Source organism: Bacillus sp. CGMCC 1.16607 (genome assembly GCF_042683745.1).
GTDB lineage: Bacteria > Bacillota > Bacilli > Bacillales > Cytobacillaceae > Pseudoneobacillus.
Map to the genome: position 1 here is coordinate 71,863 of NZ_JBHUJX010000008.1, position 21,010 is coordinate 92,872.

Annotated in this window: 16 protein-coding genes and 1 pseudogene; 8 read left to right on the plus strand and 9 right to left on the minus strand. The window is 35.2% G+C overall.

Going from position 1 to position 21,010, the window contains the following annotated elements; genetic code table 11:
- Positions 1 to 34 precede the first annotated feature (34 nt).
- Positions 35 to 679, plus strand: coding sequence for a nucleotidyltransferase family protein (locus ACFSO7_RS03165; protein WP_377875239.1), 645 nt, complete (start codon positions 35 to 37; stop codon positions 677 to 679).
- A gap of 33 nt (positions 680 to 712) precedes the next feature.
- Here ACFSO7_RS03165 and ACFSO7_RS03170 read toward each other — a convergent pair whose 3' ends face one another.
- The 8 genes from ACFSO7_RS03170 to ACFSO7_RS03205 form a co-directional block, all read right to left on the minus strand.
- Positions 713 to 913, minus strand: a complete 201-nt coding sequence (locus ACFSO7_RS03170) for a YwbE family protein (protein ID WP_377875241.1) — start codon at positions 911 to 913, stop codon at positions 713 to 715.
- The gene (locus ACFSO7_RS03175; protein WP_377875242.1) at positions 913 to 1,116 is read right to left on the minus strand and encodes a hypothetical protein; all 204 of its coding nucleotides are present in this window, start codon (positions 1,114 to 1,116) and stop codon (positions 913 to 915) included. Before ACFSO7_RS03175 ends, ACFSO7_RS03170 begins: the two co-directional genes overlap by 1 nt.
- A gap of 136 nt (positions 1,117 to 1,252) precedes the next feature.
- Complete coding sequence (locus ACFSO7_RS03180; RefSeq protein WP_377875244.1) at positions 1,253 to 2,413, minus strand: ABC transporter permease; 1,161 nt, start codon at positions 2,411 to 2,413, stop codon at positions 1,253 to 1,255.
- 12 nt (positions 2,414 to 2,425) lie between these two features.
- Positions 2,426 to 3,628: an ABC transporter permease gene (locus tag ACFSO7_RS03185; RefSeq protein ID WP_377875245.1), complete on the minus strand. Its 1,203-nt coding sequence runs from the start codon at positions 3,626 to 3,628 to the stop codon at positions 2,426 to 2,428.
- 11 nt (positions 3,629 to 3,639) lie between these two features.
- The gene (locus ACFSO7_RS03190; protein WP_377875246.1) at positions 3,640 to 4,575 is read right to left on the minus strand and encodes an ABC transporter ATP-binding protein; all 936 of its coding nucleotides are present in this window, start codon (positions 4,573 to 4,575) and stop codon (positions 3,640 to 3,642) included.
- Between the two features lie 155 nt (positions 4,576 to 4,730).
- A complete protein-coding gene (locus tag ACFSO7_RS03195) occupies positions 4,731 to 5,402 on the minus strand; it encodes a response regulator (RefSeq protein ID WP_377875247.1) in 672 nt (223 codons plus the stop codon).
- Entirely contained in the window at positions 5,399 to 6,592 is a 1,194-nt protein-coding gene (locus ACFSO7_RS03200) for a sensor histidine kinase (protein WP_377875249.1), read from the minus strand. The genes ACFSO7_RS03195 and ACFSO7_RS03200 overlap by 4 nt, the downstream gene beginning before the upstream one ends.
- Before the next feature lie 312 nt (positions 6,593 to 6,904).
- Positions 6,905 to 7,057: a YpzG family protein gene (locus tag ACFSO7_RS03205; protein ID WP_377875251.1), complete on the minus strand. Its 153-nt coding sequence runs from the start codon at positions 7,055 to 7,057 to the stop codon at positions 6,905 to 6,907.
- Between the two features lie 407 nt (positions 7,058 to 7,464).
- Between ACFSO7_RS03205 and ACFSO7_RS03210 the strand changes: the two genes are divergently transcribed.
- From ACFSO7_RS03210 to ACFSO7_RS03240, 7 genes are all read left to right on the plus strand, one after another.
- Positions 7,465 to 9,081 (plus strand): GGDEF domain-containing response regulator, encoded by a 1,617-nt coding sequence (locus ACFSO7_RS03210; protein WP_377875253.1) that lies wholly within the window; start codon positions 7,465 to 7,467, stop codon positions 9,079 to 9,081.
- Positions 9,082 to 9,085: 4 nt separating this feature from the next.
- The gene (locus tag ACFSO7_RS03215) at positions 9,086 to 10,123 is read left to right on the plus strand and encodes a HEAT repeat domain-containing protein (RefSeq protein WP_377875255.1); all 1,038 of its coding nucleotides are present in this window, start codon (positions 9,086 to 9,088) and stop codon (positions 10,121 to 10,123) included.
- A 3-nt stretch (positions 10,124 to 10,126) separates the two neighbouring features.
- Complete coding sequence (locus ACFSO7_RS03220; RefSeq protein ID WP_377875257.1) at positions 10,127 to 11,539, plus strand: glycosyltransferase family 2 protein; 1,413 nt, start codon at positions 10,127 to 10,129, stop codon at positions 11,537 to 11,539.
- Positions 11,536 to 14,760: a hypothetical protein gene (locus ACFSO7_RS03225; RefSeq protein WP_377875259.1), complete on the plus strand. Its 3,225-nt coding sequence runs from the start codon at positions 11,536 to 11,538 to the stop codon at positions 14,758 to 14,760. Before ACFSO7_RS03220 ends, ACFSO7_RS03225 begins: the two co-directional genes overlap by 4 nt.
- Complete coding sequence (locus ACFSO7_RS03230) at positions 14,757 to 15,116, plus strand: response regulator transcription factor (RefSeq protein ID WP_377875261.1); 360 nt, start codon at positions 14,757 to 14,759, stop codon at positions 15,114 to 15,116. The genes ACFSO7_RS03225 and ACFSO7_RS03230 overlap by 4 nt, the downstream gene beginning before the upstream one ends.
- Positions 15,106 to 17,997 carry an ATP-binding protein gene (locus ACFSO7_RS03235; RefSeq protein ID WP_377875263.1) on the plus strand — a complete coding sequence of 964 codons (2,892 nt, stop codon included), beginning with the start codon at positions 15,106 to 15,108 and terminating at the stop codon, positions 17,995 to 17,997. Before ACFSO7_RS03230 ends, ACFSO7_RS03235 begins: the two co-directional genes overlap by 11 nt.
- Before the next feature lie 517 nt (positions 17,998 to 18,514).
- Entirely contained in the window at positions 18,515 to 19,900 is a 1,386-nt protein-coding gene (locus ACFSO7_RS03240) for an L-cystine transporter (RefSeq protein ID WP_377875265.1), read from the plus strand.
- Between the two features lie 676 nt (positions 19,901 to 20,576).
- On the opposite strand, the pseudogene ACFSO7_RS03245 reads toward ACFSO7_RS03240, so the two are convergent.
- A pseudogene (locus ACFSO7_RS03245) lies at positions 20,577 to 21,004 on the minus strand (hypothetical protein).
- Positions 21,005 to 21,010: the final 6 nt, after the last annotated feature.

Genomic DNA, 21,010 nt, shown 5'->3' on the forward strand with positions numbered 1-21,010 from the left:
TAGCTAATAAACTTTGATAAAGGAGGTTCATTTAATGTCTCAAAATATAAAGACTACCTATTCAGGGATATATATTATTATCCTAGCAAGTGGTTTGGCGAAAAGGATGGGAAGGCGTAAACTTACTTTACCTTTTCAAGGCATTTCAATTATCGAACACCTTTTAAAAAAACTGGAACATATTTTTGTTGAAGGTAGAAAGATTGTTATTCCAACTCAAGATGATGAGTTAATGAAAATTGTCTCATCCTTCGATTGTCAGATTATTTATAACGAAACACCTGATAAAGGGATGGGGCACAGTTTATCATTAGCTATTGATTCGCTTCCTAATACAGCAGAGGCAGCGATAATACTTCTTGGGGATCAGCCAAAACTATGTATGAATGATATTTTAGAAGTTTGCCTTGAATTTAAACGTAGAAGGTTGGAAAATGACGAATGTCCAAAAGTAATTATTCAAATGAAATATAGTGATGGACCGGTAGGTCATCCGGTTTTATTTACTAAGCATTTTTTTGATGAATTAAAAGCTTTAAATGGCGATGTAGGAGGAAGAGAAATTATTCAAAGAAATGAGAGCTTTTTATTTTTCTGTAAAAGTAAGAATGAATATCCAAAAGATGTGGATTCACCTGACGATTATCGCCAGTTATTGAAAGAAGAAGGAATGAATTAAAAAAGCACCAAGGAATTTAATCCTTTGATGCTCTTACTGGTGTGGCTTAATTTCTTGAACTCTTCCAACCTGTCCATCTGTTAGCCTAACTTTAATGCCATGAGGATGAAACGCCGAGTTTGTTAAGATATCTTTGACAATCCCACTTGTTAGCTTTCCGGTTCTTTGGTCAGCTTTGAGAACGATATTAACCGATGAACCAGGTGTTATATCCTTTCGGTTTTGCCCATTCATTATACACCCATTTTTCTTCGTTGATTGCTTACCTTTTTTGTTTGTTGGCTTTGCATTTTTTTCGTCGCTTGAGAACCAGTAGTGTTTGATTTTCCTGCAGCTTGTTGGTTCTTTTTATTAGCTAACTGCTGTTTCATCGCTTCTTGCAGGCTCATTTTTTTCTTAGGTGCTCCTACTTGTTCTGATTGATTCGATTCAGTCATTCCTCATTCCTCCTAAACATGTTTGTACTATTTATATTATAATCTATTCTACTGTATTTTTAAAATCCATCATCAAAAATTGATATATGAATCTAAAACAAACCAAGTACTAAAGTTTACTTGGTTTGTTTTAGATCTATTCAAATTTTATTTTTCGCATCCCTACAAATAGGAAAAGTAACGCAAATCCAAAGAGAATACCTAGACTGTCTAAAATATTGACCAATGAACCCCCGTTAGCCATCAATTCGGTGAATCCTCTTATCGCCCATGTTTGTGGGAAAAACTCTGCCATTTTTTGCATGAAAACAGGTTCAATCTCAATTGGCCAATAAACGCCGCTGATCATACAAGTCGCCACAACGACTAAATTTCCAATGGAGGATTGCTGCTCAACGGTTTTAACTAAGCCTGCAATCAGAAGACCTAAGCCAACAATAGCAAGCAGCATAGCTGAAACTAATACTCCTGTGGCAAGAGGGTCTCCCCAGTTCACATCAAACATTAAATGAGTAGCAATCATCAACACTCCGAATTGAATCCAACCAATCAGAAAGAAAGATAATAAATAACCAAATGCAATTTGGAATCTCGACGCAGGTGTAGTTAGCATCCGGTACCAAACGCCATTTTTACGAGCTTCTAAAATCGTTCCAGTTACGCTCATCATCATAATCATTACAAACATAATTGAAAATCCAGACGCTCTTCCAGACATACCATCTAATTTCGGAGTAGGGCTCTTCTCATCAATATTTACTTTATTCAGGTTCATAGGGGATGAATCCGCTTGTTTTTGTAATTTTTCATACATAACTGGCCAAGCCTCACCGCTATATTCGCTCCAGTTGGTTGAAGCAAGTAATTCAATGTTTAACTTTGCAAGTTTATTTGATACGTATTGAGTAATGGTTGAACTAGAAGTGAATTCAGGAATCTTTTGAAAAGTAACAAGCGGATTACCTTCAGCAGCTAATTGTTCTTGAAAACCTTTAGATATTATGATTGCACCTGGTATTTCTTTATTTTCAAGCATTACTTTTGCATTTTTAAGTGAACTCTTTTGAATATCGAATAGGGTATTCCCATCCTTTATCTGTTCATATAGTGATTGAGACAGAATAGTATGATCTTGATCAACCCATAAAATCTTCATCTTTTCTTCATTATCTCCACCTAAGAGTGAGCCGAAAATCAAAGTGAATAATAGTGGCATGGCGAACATAAGTAGATAGCTTTGCTTTTTTTTCAATAATCGTTGTATCTCCATGACACATATAGCCCAAGATTTCTGCATGATCTTTCCTCCTTATCTTGCCTTTAATCGCCACGTACCAATTGATAACGATAAAAGTCCCATTAGTAATAATACAGCCATCGGTACGAATAATTGATTCCATGTTGCACCAGACATAATTTCTAAGAAGCTTGTTAGTGCCCACTTGTTTGGTGTAATATTTGCAAATATTTGTAGACTTTCTGGGAATACGTAGATCGGTAGCATCGAACCGCCTAATATGGCAAAGATTTGAATACCAACTCCACTAATGAGATCCGTTGTTTTCGCATCGGAAATGGCAGCAGCTAAGATCATCGATAATCCTGAAACGGCAACTGCATAAGTCATCCCAACGGCCATAACCTGAAGAACATTATCTCCCCAGTTCACATTAAAGAATAGAGTCGTTGCTGTATAAAATATCAATAATTGAATGACCGCAAACATGAGGGTTCCTAAAAATTTTCCAACTAAGATTGAAGTATTACTTGTAGGTGTACTCATTAAGCGAGATAATGTTTCAGTTGAACGCTCCTGAATAATCGACTTTGCCCCGACTGTCGCATTAAATAGTAAAAACATAGCAGCCATACCAGCAGCGTAATACTGCATGGAGGAAACAAATTTTTTGCCAATCGATACTTCCTTAATTTGAAACTCATTTTTACCAGCTTGATTCATCTCGTTATTAAAAGATTTCGCAACATCCTGCATATTGATATTCCCTGTACCTACAGCTGTAGATTGAGATAAATCCTTCATCACTGTGGTAGTTGAAACTGACATCGTCTTCACTCGATCTGTAAAGGATGTTAAAACAGATTCAACAACAGAGGCTTTTAATTGTTTATCAGATTGAGATAGGATCGTAATCTCCTTTAACTCTCCATTATTTAAACTAGCACTCCATTGTTTTGGGAAAGAAAGACCGACATCAATTTTGCCATCATCAAGCATATTCTTTAGTTCTTTTTTAGTTGAAACAGATTTTACTGTAATGAAGTTTAGTTCAGATAACACCTCATCTTTAAATGTGACGGCCATAGGATCTCGATCCTCTTGGAAGATTCCAACTGTTGTTTCACTAAATCCGCCATCCCCACCCATCACGGAATTAAGGGCAGCTCCTAGTATTGCCGTCAAAATAAGTGGCATCGCGATCATTGTCAAAAATCCTTTACGATCTTTAAAGCGAATCGTAAAATCTTTCCATGCAATCAATAAGCTTTTCATGAGTAATCCTCCTAATCGCGCAGTGAGCGGCCTGTTAAAGATAAAAATAGACTCTCTAAGTTTGGTTCTTGTACTTCAAAAGACTGGACTAATACATGGTTGTTTACAGCACATGACATAATTTCACCGACAACATGCTGATGGCTTTTAACAAAAATATCAAGTGAACGTTCTTCAGCGTTTGTGACGATTCTTTCTACATCGGACATTTCTTTTACACATTGGATAAAGGCATCTTCTAAAGAATTCACACTTAACTTAATAACGGTTCCACCAGCCAATCGGTTGCATAAATCTGTTTTCGTACCTAAAGCAATCATTTTTCCTTGATCGACAATGCCAATTCGATCACATAAAAATTCAACCTCCTCCATGTAATGGCTTGTATAGATGACAGTCATTCCATTTTGATTTAATTTTTTTACCGTTTCTAAAATATGATTTCTACTTTGAGGGTCAATTCCTACTGTCGGTTCATCCATAATTAATAATTCAGGCTCATGCATTAGGGAAGCACCGATATTAATTCGTCTTTTCATCCCACCAGAAAAGGTTTCGATCTTATGCTTTGCCCGATCACTTAGGCCGACGTATTCCAATACTTCGTCAGATCGTTTTTTTGCTTGTGATCCAGTCAATCCATACATTCTTCCCCAGAAGAGTAGGTTTTCTTTTGCTGTCATCGTTGGATACAAGGCAATTTCCTGGGGGACAACACCGATTTTCTTCTTAATGTCCATTGGTTTCTTTTTGACTGAACTTCCACCGACGGTAATTTCACCTGAATCATAAGCAAGCAATCCACAAATCATACTGATAGTGGTAGATTTGCCGGCACCATTTGGTCCTAGCAATCCGAAAGATTCCCCTTTATTTACAGTGAATGAAACTCCACGTACTACTTCTTTTTTATCAAATGATTTTTTTATCTCGGAAACAACTAACATGAATTCGCCACTCCTTTTGCTCATCAATTCTTAATTTAATTTTATATCGAGAAGAAATCTTTTCCATGTGGCGTGAGGTAGAAATTTCCTCATGAAAAAAAGACCTAATTAGGCCTTTTCAATTTTGGTATATGCTAAAAGTCATGTGCAAATGGTCATTCGAATGTAGTGATTCCGTATCTGACGGCGAAAATCGCTGCTTGGGTACGATCACGAAGCTCTAATTTATTTATGAGATTGGATACATGATTTTTTACTGTTCCCTCTGTAATAAATAGGATACTGGCAATTTCTTTATTACTATAGCCAAATCCAAGTTGACGCAATACATCGATTTCACGTTCAGTTAATTCTCGTATAATCTTCGGTGCTGTTTCTATTTTTTCAGTCTGTGAATCTATTTCTCTTGTTTTCTTTAACTCTTTTAACATTTGTGCAGTAATATCTGGTGGTAAAACGATTCCGCCAGATTGGACAGTTAGGATTGCTTTAACAATCGTATCCGTTGACATATCTTTTAATAAATAGCCACTTGCCCCTTCTTCTAATGCTTCAAATATTAGTTCACTGTCTTTAAATGTGGTCAACATTAAGACTTTTGTTTCCGTTGTATATTTGGTTATTAAACCTGTACCTTCGACGCCATTTGTGCCGGGCATCCGTATGTCCATTAATACAATATCTGGCTTCAATAACTTTACTTTTTCAAACGCTTCAAGACCATCACCTGCTGTAGCGATAATTTCGAGCTCTGGTCGTAAACCTAATAGTGTGGCTAAACCATCTCTAATAAGTGGTTGATCATCGACAATTATAATCTTAATCATTTATTGCCTCCTAAAATCCACTTTTTACTCATAAGTGGAAATTGTACTTTCGTTTGAAATCCTTCTCCTACAATACTCTCATATAACACAGTTCCACCATGTTCCTCGATCCGTTCCTTCATATTTATCAACCCAAATCCAGGTTCAATTGAATGGGTACCTTTTCCATTATCCTTCGTGCGAATCGTAATTGTATCATTCGTGCAATGGATTTCTAATTGAAAAGAAGTAGCCATTCCATGACGTTTCGCATTTGTTAAAGATTCTTGAATCGTTCGAATGATGGTCGGTTGAAGTGAAATAGGTATAATGGACGGATCACCAGTTAGTTCAAATATTGTCTCTAATTGTGCCATTTTATAAAAATCCTCGAGTAGTTTTCTGATGGATTGAATTAAAGTGAGCTGATCTCCTTCGTCCTCGTGTAAAGTTCTTACAGAAAAACGGATTTCTTGAAGTGCTTCACGCGCAAGAGTATCACAAACAACTATCGTTTCTTCAGCCTTTTGAATATCGAGCTTTATTAATGCTTTGCCGAGCTCTAATTGTACGAGTAATGCCGTCATTTTATGTCCAACCGTATCATGGATTTCCCTTGCAATTCGATTTCTTTCTCGAATAGTTGTTAATTCTTCTACTTGTTTGGAATACTTTTGAAGCTGACCATGTGCCTCAGATAAAGCATGGTGAGAATGGTTCATTTGTTCAAATTGTTCGTTCATCGTTTCGCGAGCTTCAAGTAATTTACGAATAAGATCACCAACTATAGCACCAAAAACAACGAAAGAAATACTAATTAAATTGTCTAGAACAACTATAGTTCCTGTTACCCGCCACCAATACAACATGACAATTATCCATAACACAAAGGCTACCCCGGAACTCCATTGCAACACTTTCTTATTTGAAACGCTAAGAAACACGGTTACTGAAACAACTCCTAATACGATTAAATAAATCGTAGAGCCAGGAAAAAGAAATCCATATGTAAAGGCTAATAAAGCGTCTGTAAATAAATAAGTTTGCAAAAGTTTTTGGCTTTTGTTTGAGAAAATCCTGAAATGATTAAAAAAGAATACAAATGTAGCAACAAATACATAAATTTTAAGAAAATGGTTGTCTTCTGGTACCTTTATGTAAAAGACATAACTTAATAAAATAAACATAATTAATCGTGTGTAACTTAACAAAACCTCACCCCAAAATTGATAAAAAATAATTCTATCTTGAATATTTCGTTTTACTAAGCGAAAAGACCTCTTTTAAATGCAAAAAAAGAAGACTCGTTTAAGAGTCTTCTTCTTGAAAATGTCCAGCTCCAGCGCCTAGCCCCGACGGACAGGATGTACTAGTGTCGACAATGCGACAGGACGTCGCGTTATTGTCGACCTCGAGGTCAAATGTTCGCCACCCAAAAAGTCAAAAAACGACTTTCCGGGTGGCAAAGCATTTGCTTGTCGGGGCTAATCAAGGCGCTTTCGCTTTTCTGTTATCAGATATCCTTACCATCTGTGAGCCTTTGCATTACTTTTTAGGATAATGGTATTTTGAGTTAATTGAGTATGACCATTAACTTGTGATTTCGAACGCTTAGGTCTTGTCCAATTATGGTGAAACTGCTGAGAATGTGGATCTAAATGATCTTTATAACTCATTTTTGAATCACCTCATCATTAGGATTGGATTATCTGAACATGATATTACATGAATATCATTTAAAGTATTTGATCATTTATAAGGAAATATTCTTTTTCCATTAGTTAAAACAGTATATAAGTAAAACTTCATAAAATAGTTGAAAATAAAAAGTAAACATCACTATAAAGAACGTATTTTATCACTTATAATTAGGGGTATTCCTTTATTATGGCTGTAATCGTAAACTTTGTTGCTTTTGAACAAATGTGTGGTTGATTGGAATATAGGGTTGCTCAATTTCGGCGTGGAGGTTCCCTTCTCTCCACGGGGAAACTTATGTCCTTTCGAAATCAACGGACAAACTTTAGCGTCTAAAAGCAATAATTTATACAATAGGAGCCTTTATTTAACACGAGGTGTAAAAATGTCATTTGAAAAATATAAAAATTTATTGATAAAAAAGATAAAGGATCAGATTTCTGAATGGTTTGAATCAAATTCTGTCCAGCTTATCCCTAACGAAGAGGTTCATCGTTTTTTACATTCAATAAAAGGAACGTCAGGAACAATTCAATTAGGCGGTTTGTTACAAATAACTAGCGAATTATTGGATAAAATAGAAACGAATGAGAAGAATTCATGGGAGAAGGATGAGCTTCGTGATTTCCTTTATCATTTAATTGGGGTTAGTTATGAATATGAAAATTTTGAAGAAATAGAAAGTAAACCACATCAACCTAGGGAGGGGAATATCCCTTTAATCCAAGTAATTGATGATGATGTGTCTATGCTCATACTTCTTAAAGATGCTCTTGAAGAAAATGGCTGGATGGTAATTGCAAACACAGAACCTGAAAAAGCAATCGATCAATATTTTGAATTAAATCCGGACTGTCTCATCATTGATGTGAATTTGCCATATAAAAATGGGTTTCAAATATTAGAAGCTATTCAAATGCATAATAAACAAAAGTTTATCCCGAAAATCATGATTAGTATTGACCAGAGTCGAGATACAAGGTTAAATGCGTATAAAAAGGGCGCTGATGATTTTATCACTAAACCTATTGATATTGAAGAGTTTATCATCCGTGTCGAACGACAGCTATACAGAAAACAAATCTTTGACCAATCCGTCTTACTTGATGAGCTTACCCAAGTGTATAATCGCCGTTTTTTAAACGAAGTATACGAAAAAAGTTTGAAAGAACTTTTTCGGACAAAAAATCCATTTACGATAGCTTTATTAGATTTAGACCATTTCAAAGCAATCAATGATCAATATGGTCATTTGATGGGCGATATGGTTCTAATGAAATTTGCACAGTTCTTAAAGGAAAATATCCGCAGTTCTGACTATGTTTTTCGCTACGGCGGTGAGGAATTTGTCTTACTATTTACTAACTGTAACGATAGTGACACGATAGATAGTTTGACAAGATTATTGAACAGGTTTAGCGAGATTGAATTTATATCAGGGACAACCACATTCCATGTTAAATTCTCTGGCGGTGTTTTTGTTGTTAATGATCCAAATATTTCGATGTCCACTGCACTAAAATCTGCCGATGAGGCTCTTTATAAAGCAAAAGAAGAAGGAAGGGCTAGAGTGATTAGCTCTAATTCAGTCGTACCAGGTCTTGTAAAACATAAGCTGTATGTTTCGATCGTAGATGATGATGCGATTATACGAACCATGCTAGTAAAAGTGCTGCAAACAATGAAATTTGATCATATGGAACTAGATATTAAAGCATTTGAAGATGGCTTGAAATTTTTCGAATCTAGTCGTCATGAAGAGCAGGGAGAACATTTTCTTATACTTGATGGTGTGATGCCAGTAATGGATGGCATAGAAATATTACAAAAAGTTAAACAAGGTAAAAATAAGGATCGGACGAATGTCCTTATGCTGACAGCCCGTAAATCCGAAAATGATATTGCAAGGGCTTTAAAGCTTGGAGCAGATGATTATGTAACAAAACCATTCAGCATGACAGAGCTCCAGGCACGGATCCAACGACTCATTCAAAGGATGTAGTAATATGTGGGAAAATGAATTACTGTATCTGTCTATTGCGACAGTTATTATTTTAGTGATTCAAAGTTTGATCCTCTTATATTTAATAATTAGAAAATCTTATGAAATTAGAGTGGGATTAAAAGTTGACAAGCACAAAAAGCGGTATAATGAGCGGTTAATGTCTTATTTAATAGATGGTGAGGTTTCCAGGGTTTCTCTTCCCAATACGAATGAAAAAAAAAGAGCACTTGAGGAACTATTAAGTAAATATGCTGAAATATTAGAAGGGAAAGAGGAAAAGAAAAATCTTTTTTTTCTAGTGGATTTGTACTTAGCCGACTATTATAAAGATCTATTAAAAAGTAATAAATGGAGCAAACGTATGAATGCTCTTTATCATATTGAAGAATTTAACATTTTAACTCTTGAAAATGAAGTAATAAATGTAATTAAAAAAAAGAGGGTAACAAAAGACGAAATCGTTCATGGCTTACGAATTCTTTCCCTATTTCAAAACAAAAACATATTTAATGAATTAGCTATAAATCACACACAATTATCCGAGTATGATTATCGTTCTATCTTGTTTGTTGGAAATGAAAATCATTTAGATATGTTTGTTCTCGGATTCCATAACTGTCAGCCTGCATTAAAAAATGCCATACTCGATATGATCGGATTAAAAAAAGAATTGAAATACTCACCTTTTCTTGAATCGGTTTTTAAATCAAGTTCAGGTGAGGAAAGATTAAGAGCTTTAAAAGCACTTGCTGCTATTGGATATGTAAAGGATATTTCGAAATATTTGCCGTTATGTAAGTCTTCGAATTGGCAGGAAAGAATGATGATTGCGAAATTACTAGGGAAGGTTAAGGAGAAGGAGAGTATATCTTGTCTTCGTGACTTGCTTCATGATTCAATCTGGTATGTACGATCTCAAGCCGCACAAGCCATCAAACATTTCCCAAATGGTCAAACAATACTTAAAGATATATACAACACGTCCAATGATCATTTTGCAAAAGATATGGCATGGGAATGGATCAATAAAGGAGATTAAATAATGCAAGGTAGTATCTGGATAGATGTCATATCAGCTTTTGCCTGGTTTATCGCTATTTTTATGATCTTTGTTATTGTTTTTTATTCGTCAATCTTACTCATATCATCCTTTCAGTTAAGGAGAGAATACCAACTCGATCGGAAAAAAACATATGAAGACTATTTAAGTGATTATTATAGTAAGCCCATTTCTATTATTGTACCTGCCTATAATGAGGAAGTAGGAATCATTCAAAGTGTCCGTTCTTTACTTAGTATTAATTATCCAAATTACGAAGTGATTGTCGTTAATGATGGTTCGGGCGATCAAACATCTGAGAAAATGATCGCTCACTATGACATGATTGAAGTGCAAAAAGCGGTTAGAATTCAAGTGAAAACGAAGCCAATTAAAAAAATGTATCAATCCAAATTGCTTCCTAATTTATATTTAATTGATAAAGATAATGGTGGAAAAGCAGATGCTTTAAATGTAGGTTTAAACTTTTCTCATTTTCCATATGTCTGTTCACTAGATGGGGATTCGGTTTTAGAAAGCGATGCTTTTTTAAAAGTAATGAAACCGATAATTGATTCAAATGAACAAGTCATAGCATCTGGTGGGAGCATTCGTATCGCAAACGGGTGTCAAATAGAAAATGGGAATATTTTAAAAATCGGATTATCAAGCAATCCTTTAGTCATTATGCAAGTGATTGAATACTTACGAGCCTTTTTAATGGGAAGAGTCGGATTAAGTAAGCATAATCTTTTACTTATTATCTCCGGTGCTTTTGGTGTCTTTTCGAAGAACTGGGTTTTAAAAGCAGGAGGCTATCGAACAGATACAGTTGGAGAGGATATGGAGCTTGTTGTCCGACTCCACCGTCTCTTAAAAAAAGAGAAAATTCATAAAAAAATTGTTTATGTTCCAGATCCTGTATGCTGGACCGAGGTTCCTGAAAGTCTTACTTATTTACGTCGTCAAAGAAGTCGTTGGCATCGTGGTTTATTTGAAAGCTTATGGATTCATCGGAAAATGACGTTTAACCCGAAATACGGCGCAATCGGATTTATTTCATTGCCCTACTTTTGGATTATTGAATTTTTTGGTCCACTCGTCGAATTGTTTGGTTATTTATTTATTCTTTTCTCTCTTTTCTTTGGAGGGATCTATATTGAATTTGCTATCTTAATCTTTTTTCTTTCTTGTTTTTATGGTTCATTTTTTTCGATGGCTGCCGTTTTATTGGAGGAATGGAGCTTGAGGAGATATCCTAAAATAAGTGATATCATAAAGCTTTTTTTATATTCTTTAACAGAAACATTATGGTATCGTCCCTTAACCGTTATTTGGAGATGTGAAGGTATTTGGCAGATCATACGTCGGGAATCTGCTTGGGGAGAAATGAAACGAAAAGGTGTTTCACAATGAAGATAATTTCTAAAGAAAAAACCATTGTCTTAACATACATTTTTTTACTGATTCTTGTTTTTACCAGCCCTTTTTGGTTATGGATTTTGCAAAAGGAAAGCTTTCTAAATGTACTAATCCTTGATAAAACGGTACCTGATGAAAGTTTTCGTGAACATAAAGGCTTAGTTTGGGTATTAAATAATGAAAAATATGTAAAGTCAGATGCAAAGCCTTATTCCTTTCGAAAAGATTATTTCGGTTTCATTCCTAAAAAAAGTCAACCCTTCGAGATAAAACCGCTTCCACCTCAGTTGGCAAACTATGATGTTTTGTATCTCACTGACCTATACGGAGTGTATGAACAAGATTTATTGCTGCAAAACCAAAAACGGTCGAATCGACTTTATGGTGGATTGGAAATAGAAGAAGTTGAGAACATAGAAGAAACACTTTTGCATAATCAAGGAAAAACTCTCATCGCTGAATTCAATACTTTTGCGAGTCCAACAGAGGAAGCAGCAAAAGTGAAAATGTCTAATCTTTTGAACGTGGAGTGGACTGGTTGGATTGGTCGATATTTTCATGATTTATCCGGCTCTGAAGTACCGATTTGGGTGAAGGATCAGTATTCGAAGGATTGGAACTTTACTGGCCCTGGACTCATTTTTGTAAATAAGGATAATTATGTTGAAGTAGTGGAAGAAAAGGACGTAAAAAGTGAAGGAATCCCAATTCATTTTACGAATAGGGGAGAAGCTTTTTTTAATAAAAATCTTAATTCCAAGTATACTTATTGGTTTGATATTGTTGATGCCAGAGACGATGAAGAAGTACTTGCAAACTTTGACCTTCCCATTTCAAAAGAAAAGAAACAAAGCTTAAACGAGCTTGGGATTCCATCTAAATTCCCTGCAGTTATTCATCATAAAAATACTCAATATACCTCCTATTATTTTTCCGGGGATTTTGCCGATGAAGCCGAGGTTCCTAGTATTTACCAAACAAGAGGAATCTCTTTATGGAAGAAGTATTTCAGTGAGCGAAAGTCTTTTTATTGGAAAACGTATGTACCGATGATGAAATACATATTTAAGAATGGGTTGCATCATGATGTCGATAAAATAGAAGTGGAATTGACTAATATAGATAACTTTACTGTAAATAGTCAAACAGGAGATCACTATCTTCAAGTAAAGAAGAATGGCAAGTGGGAAGATATTCTAATTAAAGGTGTAAACATGGGTATTGCAAAACCAGGTTATTTCCCAGGAGAAACAGCGATTACGAAAGATGATTATTTAAGATGGTTTAAATCCATTGGAGAAATGAATGCGAATGCAATACGCATTTACACCCTCCACCCACCAGGATTTTATGAAGCTTTATATGAATATAATCAAATGGCGAAAAAACCGCTATTTTTATTTCATGGTACTTGGGTATCTGAAGAAAGCTTGTTAGAAAGTCAGAATGCTTTTTCCGATAAGGTAGTAGAGGATTTTCAAACAGAGATTCGCCATATGATTGATATCGTTCATGGTAATGCAAAGATTTCTAAAAGACCTGGACATGCCTTCGGGGATTATAAAGCTGATATCTCCCCTTATATTCTAGGCTTTGTTTTAGGGATTGAGTGGGATCCTACCGTGGTCCAGCAAACAAATTTAAAAAATAAAAACAGAACAGTTTGGAATGGGGAATATTTCAAAACGAAAAATGCAAGTCCTTTTGAAGTATGGCTAGCACAAATGATGGATTATGCGGCTAACTATGAAGCGGACACATATAAATGGCAGCATACGATGAGCTTTACTAATTGGGTAACAACTGATTTATTAAAGCATCCTGCAGAGCCTTCAGTGCAAGAGGATTTAGTTACGGTGAATCCGAATCATATTCAGAAAACGAGGGAGTTTAAAGCTGGATTATTCGCATCGTATCATATTTACCCGTACTACCCTGATTTTTTAAATTATGAAAAGAAATATTTAGATTATATTGATAAAGAAGGACATCCAAATAATTACGCCGGGTATTTAAATGAGTTAATAAAAGTGCATGAAATGCCTGTTGTGGTAGCGGAGTATGGAGTACCAGGTTCAAGGGGGATGACTCATGTTAATCCTTATGGGATGAACCAAGGCTTTCATTCTGAAGAGGAACAAGGGAATATTAATAAGAAACTGTTTCAATCCATTGTGGATGAGGGATATGCTGGGGGATTAGTATTCACATGGCAAGATGAATGGTTCAAACGAACTTGGAATACGATGGATTTAGACAATCCGAACCGCAGACCTTTCTGGTCGAACGTACAAACAAACGAGCAGCATTTTGGTTTGCTCAGTTTTGACCCGGACTCTAGAGAACAGCAAGTATTTGTTGATGGATTAGAAGGGGATTGGAAAAAGATTCAGAAAGAACCGATCTATTTTGCAGAAAATAAAAGTGAGTTTCTACAGGAACTGAATATGCATGCTGATCAAAGCAATGTTTATATTAAGCTAAACTTCCAAAAGGCTATTGATTGGAAGGAAGACGATTTCTACATTTTAGTTGATACGGTTCCGAATCAAGGGCAAACGAATATCCAATTGGATAAGGGTACAAGGATTTCCACTCATAATGGGATTGATTTTCGCGTTAATCTATTGGATGAAAAGAATTCGAGAATGCTTGTAGATAGTTACTATGACCCATATTATTACCAGTATGGTGATCAACTTAAAATGATTGAGAACAAACCTTACGCAAATAAGAAAAACAATGGTGTCTTCCACCCGATTCGTCTTGCTCTAAATAAAAAGCTCGTAATTCCTTCGACAAATGAAACATTGCCATTTCAATCATATGAAACCGGAAAATTAATATTTGGTAATGGAAATCCCGATCATAAAGATTATAATTCTTTAACCGATATTAGTATCAATAAAGATAAAAAGGTTTTAGAATTGAGAATTCCTTGGCAATTATTAAATGTTAAAGATCCAAGTACAAAAGAAGCTTTAGGTGATTTATGGACTTCTGGACTCGAATCATCAAAAAAGATTGAGGAGATCCAATTGATGGTTATACCAGTTCATAATGGGAGAATAAGTGAATCTAAATGGCAAGAACGCTATTTTTCTTTTAATTGGAAAGAGTGGGAAGAACCTATATTTGTAGAACGATTAAAAAAGTCTTATTTTATAATGAAAGAGACTTATGATTCAGTCGGCATTAAGGGGGAAGAGAAGTGAAAAGAATCTTATTAGCTGAAGATGAAGATGTTTTAAGAATGCTGATAGTTGATACACTTGAAGATGAAGAATATGAAGTGGATGAAGCGGCTGACGGAGAGGAAGCACTTCATTTAATAGAACAAAATGAATATGACCTATTAATATTAGATTATATGATGCCTGTTTATACTGGTATGGAAGTCATTGAAAAAGTACGTGAAACAAGTAAGGTGAAAATTCTCATGCTTTCTGCTAAAAGTCAGCAATATGAACAAGAGAAAATTCTTTCCATTGGGGCAAACGACTTTATGGCTAAGCCTTTTAGCCCCCTTCAACTTTTAGACAAGGTTCAGGAAATGCTACATGAGGATTAATCAATATTTTAAAAAAAGTCTAGCAAGGCAATTTGTCTCCTTTATGGCAATATCGATTGGATCATTTTTAATAGGAGCAGCGATTCTTTGGGTATCTTTACATTTTTTTAAAGAAAATTACGCGGAGCAAATTGATTTATTGAATAAAAAGGAAAAGCTAGCACAGGAAATAAATGATTCATTTAATATTGCTTTTTCGGAAGCAAGGGGTTATTTTGCATACGGTAATCCTCTTCTTAAAGAAAATGCAATTGCCCAAGGGAAAAAGGTAATCAGTTTAGAACAGAAATTCGAGGAAATCGTCAATACAGACGAAGATGAAAGATATTTAAATAATGTATCTGAATTTACAACTTACTATTATGAAGGGATTTTGCCTGATTCCTTAAACAAATACGATAATGGGCATGCAGATGAAGTAGCCAATTTAGCAAATACAAAAGTAACAGCAAGGGTTAAAAGCTTTCAAGCCGATACAGAAACCTATCTTCATGATGTAGGTATTAAACTAGATCAAAGCTTTGAACGATTAATTCGTTTACAAACCTATGCCCAACTTGGATTCGTTCTCTATATCTTAATCATCCTGTTAACACTTTTAATCTTTACAAGAGTGATGTTTCGCAAAGTTGGTCACCCTTTGTCTCAGCTAGTGATAGCTGCTAATGAAATGGCTAATGGCAAAGAGGTGCCGATGGATAACCTTGATACAAGAAGAGAGGATGAAATTGGCAAACTTTCGCTAGCATTTCAAAAGATGGTGGAAACGGTTCAGGAAAAAGAACAGGACTTACTGGCTCAAAATGAAGAATTATTAGCACAACAGGATGAGTTGCAAGCACAACAATCAGAAATTGAGGAAACACTAGAAATAGTAAAAAGTAATGAGTTGAAGCTTCAGAAGAGAAACGAATTGATTAATAAAATTTCGAATTCCCTAAATAAACAAGAGGTCATCGATAGCATTGTAATGAATATGTGTACCATCATTGAAGCGGATTGTGGCATGATGGTGTTGTTGCATGAAGAGTTCTATTCATCCTATGGAATTTCCTTTGAAATGGCCTACCAATTTAAGGAGAATATCCTAAACGGCTTAAGCGAACGTTTATTAATTGAAAAAAAGCCATTTATGATTAAACGTGAACTTGAAAGTAGAGAAAAAGGCTATCATCACCTAGTAACGTATAGCTATGACCTATACTTACCGGTTTTATCAGCTAATCAAGAGGTAGTCGCGATCTTAGTTTTCAGTCGCTATGGGGAACCATTTCCACCTAGTCAAATGAATGAATATGAAGCCTTAACAAGAAATATTGCGATTTCTTTAGAAAAAATAAAGCTTTATGAAAAATCAGAGGAAGACCGTAGGCTAAATCAAGATATACTGAATACGATCCAAGAGGGAATCCAACTAATAAATGTACATGGTGAGATTCTCCAAATCAATAACCAATTAAAAGACATGTTCCAATGGGAAAAACAAACAAAGAAAATTGTCGGGTTACAATGGGAAGAATGGACTTCGATTATGACTGAAGAAGTCGAGGATCGAGAGGCATTAATGAAATTTTTAAAAAATGCTATTCAAACGAAAGAGAAAATCGACCAAAATACATTTATTTATAAAATGGGAGATCTTAACCAAGTGATAAAGGTTTATTACGAGAACTTGTATCATGGGGATTTTAAAGTTGGTACGGTTCTTGTACACCGTAATATTACAAAGGAATTTGAAGTCGACCAGATGAAATCAGAATTTGTTAGTACGGTCAGTCATGAATTAAGAACACCATTAGCTAGTATTCTTGGCTTCACTGAACTAATGCTCAATCGCGAATTGAAAGTGGAGCGAAAGCAAAAGTACTTAACAACTATTTATAATGAAGCAAAACGTTTAACGGCTTTAATCAATGACTTCTTAGATGTTCAAAGAATGGAAGCGGGAAAACAAACATATGAAAAGAAATTTATCAATCTCATCCCAATCATTGAAAAGGTAGTTGAAAATCAGCAAATTAGTACAAATCAACATCATATTCAATTTGTAAATAGGGGAAAGTCCGATCTTATTTTAGGTGATCGCTATAAAATAGAACAAGTATTTATGAATTTAATCAATAATGCTATTAAATATTCACCAGATGGTGGAGATATTGAAATTAAACTTTACGAAAAAGAGGACAAACTTTTTGTGGATATTAAGGACCAAGGTCTTGGAATACCAGATGAATATGTAGACAAACTCTTCTCCAAATTTTACCGTATTGATAATAGTGATCGCAGAAGGATTGGGGGAACCGGGTTAGGACTGGCGATTGTTCAAGAAATAATGAAGGCGCATGATGGTAATGTCACCGTCCATTCGGAGTATGGGAAAGGGAGTACGTTTACCTGTGCTTTCCCACTAATTCTTGTCCAATCGGAACTCGTTCCAAATGAGAAACAGAAAGACTTAGCTGTTGGATATAAGGTCATGATAGTGGAAGATGATCATAGTTTAGGTCAATTGATCTGCCAAGAGCTGAAAGAAAGTGGATTCCAGGTTTCATACTATAAAAATGGAATGGATGCCCTCACTGCATTAAAATACGAGATCCCTGATGCCATTGTGTTAGATATTCTCCTAGAGGAAAATGAAATTGATGGATGGGGAATCATGGAAAAGGTGAAACGTGAGGAAATATTAAAAAGTATTCCAATTTTCGTTTCAAGTGCCTTGGATGAAAAAGAAAAAGGCTACTCCTTGGGTGCGACCGATTATTTGATTAAGCCATATAAGCCAAGTCAATTATCAAAAGCGATTATGCAAACGTTATTGAAGATGGGTAAAGTGGGTCAAGTGTATATCCCTGAGGAGATATACGATGAAGTAGAATAATAAGTGGAAGTCAGCTCTCCGAAATGGTGAGCTGCTTTTTTTGTTGTTAAACTATAAAATACTCGGATGTGGATAACTTATTAACTTGTATAGTCCACGTCCAGCTCCAGCGCCTAGCCCCGACGTACAGGAAGTACTAGTGTCGACAATGCGACAGGACGTCGCGCTTTTGTCGACCTCGAGGTCAAATGGCGCCCCGAAGATGAGGTTAAAGAGCAAACCTCCTCTTTGGGACGGCATATGCTTGGCAAACTAAAGAACGGTTTGCATAAGTGTGATTAGGTCTCTGGCTTCGCTACTCTCGCCAATCGACCAGTCTTCTTTATTGGGGCTGATCAAGGCGCTTGTGCTTTTGTACGCATCCTTAAATATATAGAAATTCCAATAATTGAAATCACATAAATAAAAAGGTATACACATATATTTGATTAAGGCATAAAACTTATCACTTTTAATTCCGACTTAGCATATAGGTCTACATGCCTTGGGAAGATTAATAATATAGGGGGAGTGAATAATGTCCATTGGGTTTTGGATCAACATCATTGTCATGCTCTTACTCATTTTCAGTCTTTTCTTCCTTCAGAAAAAGCATGTATCCTTTTCAAAGAGAGTATTTTTATCATTAGCTATCGGTATTATTTATGGATTTACTCTTCAATGGATTTATGGCCCAACTTCCGAAATAGTTAGAGAATCAATTGACTGGTTCAATCTTGTTGGAAATGGTTATATAAAATTATTACAAATGGTTGTTGTACCTCTAGTCTTTATTTCTATTTTAGCAGCGTTTACAAGGATGAAACTTGCAGGTAATGTTGGAAAAATCAGTACACTGATCCTTGGCTTACTGATCGGAACTACGGCAGTAGCTGCTGCAGTGGGAATCGCCACAGCAGTGGGCTTTGATTTAGAAGCAATTCAAATTCAATCAGGGGATGCAGAAGCAGCCCGAGGAGTACAGTTAGAACAAAGATTTACTGAGATAGAAAACAAAACTTTTCCACAACAAATGCTTGATCTACTGCCAGCCAACCCATTTTTAGATTTTACAGGTGCGAGAGCAACATCGACCATTTCAGTTGTGATATTTGCTGCATTTATAGGGATAGCCTTTTTAGGTGTTAGAAGAAAGTCACCAGAACAAGCGGAGGTGTTCGCAAATTTAGTTGATGCTCTTTATTCGGTGATCATGCGGGTGGTCACAATTATTTTAAGATTAACTCCATATGGGGTGTTGGCAATCATTACAAAGGCTGTTGCTTTAAGCGATTTAGACTCAATATTAAAACTTGGAAAATTCGTCATTGCATCGTATGTCGCATTACTAATTATGTTTGCCATTCATTTACTACTTTTAACGATTGCGGGTCTAAATCCAGTAACCTATGTAAAAAAAGCTTTTCCAGTATTAACATTTGCCTTTACTTCTCGAACAAGTGCAGGAGCGTTGCCAATCACAATAAAAACCCAAAAGTCATTAGGAGTTCCTGATGCAACAGCCAATTTTGCAGGATCATTTGGATTAACTATCGGTCAAAATGGCTGTGCAGGAATTTATCCTGCCATGTTAGCCATTATGATTGCTCCAACTGCTGGGATCGATCCTCTATCACCATCCTTTATTGCATCCGTGATTGCCATCGTAGCGATTAGTTCACTTGGTGTGGCAGGAGTAGGTGGTGGAGCAACTTTTGCAGCAATTCTCGTTCTTTCCGCGTTAAATCTTCCAGTAGCCTTAGCTGGTTTGTTGATTTCTATTGAACCTCTTATCGATATGGGGAGGACCGCTGTAAATGTTAGTGGGGCGATGACTTCAGGGATATTAACTAGCCGAATTACTGGGGAAATTGATGGAGAGGTATATCAAAATTTAGATAATAAAATTGAAGCAGAAATATAAAGAGAAAGCCAGCCCATATCGCTGTAATATAGGGTAAATAGTATAATAAAATAAAACCCGACTTTATATTTAGAGGATTTAAGTTTGATTATATATAATCAAACTTTATAATCAAACTTTTATTTGTATATAAAAATACATCCATTAAAACTTTATTGAGATAATGGATGTATTTTTTATTGTGGTCTTTTAATAAAGATTGATAATTTATAATTAAGTTCGATCATTTATAATAAAGTTTGATAAAAAACCTGTATGAAATGCAGTTTTCTTATTCCACAATCGGGCCATTTAATGAAATACTTCTTGCTTATTCACATAAAAACCATCCTCTTTAATTTTAATATAGGGTAAATAGTATAATAAAATAAAACCCGACTTTATATTTAGAGGATTTAAGTTTGATTATATATAATCAAACTTTATAATCAAACTTTTATTTGTATATAAAAATACATCCATTAAAACTTTATTGAGATAATGGATGTATTTTTTATTGTGGTCTTTTAATAAAGATTGATAATTTATAATTAAGTTCGATCATTTATAATAAAGTTTGATAAAAAACCTGTATGAAATGCAGTTTTCTTATTCCACAATCGGGCCATTTAATGAAATACTTCTTGCTTATTCACATAAAAACCATCCTCTTTAAAAGTAGATAGAGGATGGTTTTTTAAGAAGTGTTATTTATGATTTTGCTAATGATCAACCCAATTATTATTCCAGGAAAAACAAATAGCATGGGGAGTCAAACAGGACCAAATAATATTCCAAATATCGTTAAGTTTGAAGAAAAGATTAATCCAACTGTTACAAAAAACGCTGGGAACACATAAGGTAGAAAAGAATGGGAGTCTTTTCCTTCACCTGCATCCTTCACTGAGTCCCATATAGAAAAAAGTACAAACAAGGATAGAACATCAACCACCGATAATCTGTATTATTTATGGCGTCAACAATTTTCCAATGAAAACTTAGAAGTATGACCTGATTAAAATTGGCTTGTACATTAATCAGAAATTCAAGTATCAATAAAACTGTGCCTTTAAAATACTTTCCGTTTAAATACTGCCCAAACCCAGGAAGTGCAATGCTCCACATTAGTTT

Excerpts from the sequence above, each read along its gene's own strand:
- ACFSO7_RS03165 (WP_377875239.1), top strand. The coding sequence starts at position 35 with ATGTCTCAAAATATAAAGACTACCTATTCAGGGATATATATTATTATC.
- ACFSO7_RS03170 (WP_377875241.1), bottom strand. The coding sequence starts at position 913 with ATGAATGGGCAAAACCGAAAGGATATAACACCTGGTTCATCGGTTAAT.
- ACFSO7_RS03175 (WP_377875242.1), bottom strand. The coding sequence starts at position 1,116 with ATGACTGAATCGAATCAATCAGAACAAGTAGGAGCACCTAAGAAAAAA.
- ACFSO7_RS03180 (WP_377875244.1), bottom strand. The coding sequence starts at position 2,413 with ATGCAGAAATCTTGGGCTATATGTGTCATGGAGATACAACGATTATTG.
- ACFSO7_RS03185 (WP_377875245.1), bottom strand. The coding sequence starts at position 3,628 with ATGAAAAGCTTATTGATTGCATGGAAAGATTTTACGATTCGCTTTAAA.
- ACFSO7_RS03190 (WP_377875246.1), bottom strand. The coding sequence starts at position 4,575 with ATGTTAGTTGTTTCCGAGATAAAAAAATCATTTGATAAAAAAGAAGTA.
- ACFSO7_RS03195 (WP_377875247.1), bottom strand. The coding sequence starts at position 5,402 with ATGATTAAGATTATAATTGTCGATGATCAACCACTTATTAGAGATGGT.
- ACFSO7_RS03205 (WP_377875251.1), bottom strand. The coding sequence starts at position 7,057 with ATGAGTTATAAAGATCATTTAGATCCACATTCTCAGCAGTTTCACCAT.
- ACFSO7_RS03210 (WP_377875253.1), top strand. The coding sequence starts at position 7,465 with ATGTCATTTGAAAAATATAAAAATTTATTGATAAAAAAGATAAAGGAT.
- ACFSO7_RS03215 (WP_377875255.1), top strand. The coding sequence starts at position 9,086 with ATGTGGGAAAATGAATTACTGTATCTGTCTATTGCGACAGTTATTATT.
- ACFSO7_RS03220 (WP_377875257.1), top strand. The coding sequence starts at position 10,127 with ATGCAAGGTAGTATCTGGATAGATGTCATATCAGCTTTTGCCTGGTTT.
- ACFSO7_RS03225 (WP_377875259.1), top strand. The coding sequence starts at position 11,536 with ATGAAGATAATTTCTAAAGAAAAAACCATTGTCTTAACATACATTTTT.
- ACFSO7_RS03235 (WP_377875263.1), top strand. The coding sequence starts at position 15,106 with ATGAGGATTAATCAATATTTTAAAAAAAGTCTAGCAAGGCAATTTGTC.
- ACFSO7_RS03240 (WP_377875265.1), top strand. The coding sequence starts at position 18,515 with ATGTCCATTGGGTTTTGGATCAACATCATTGTCATGCTCTTACTCATT.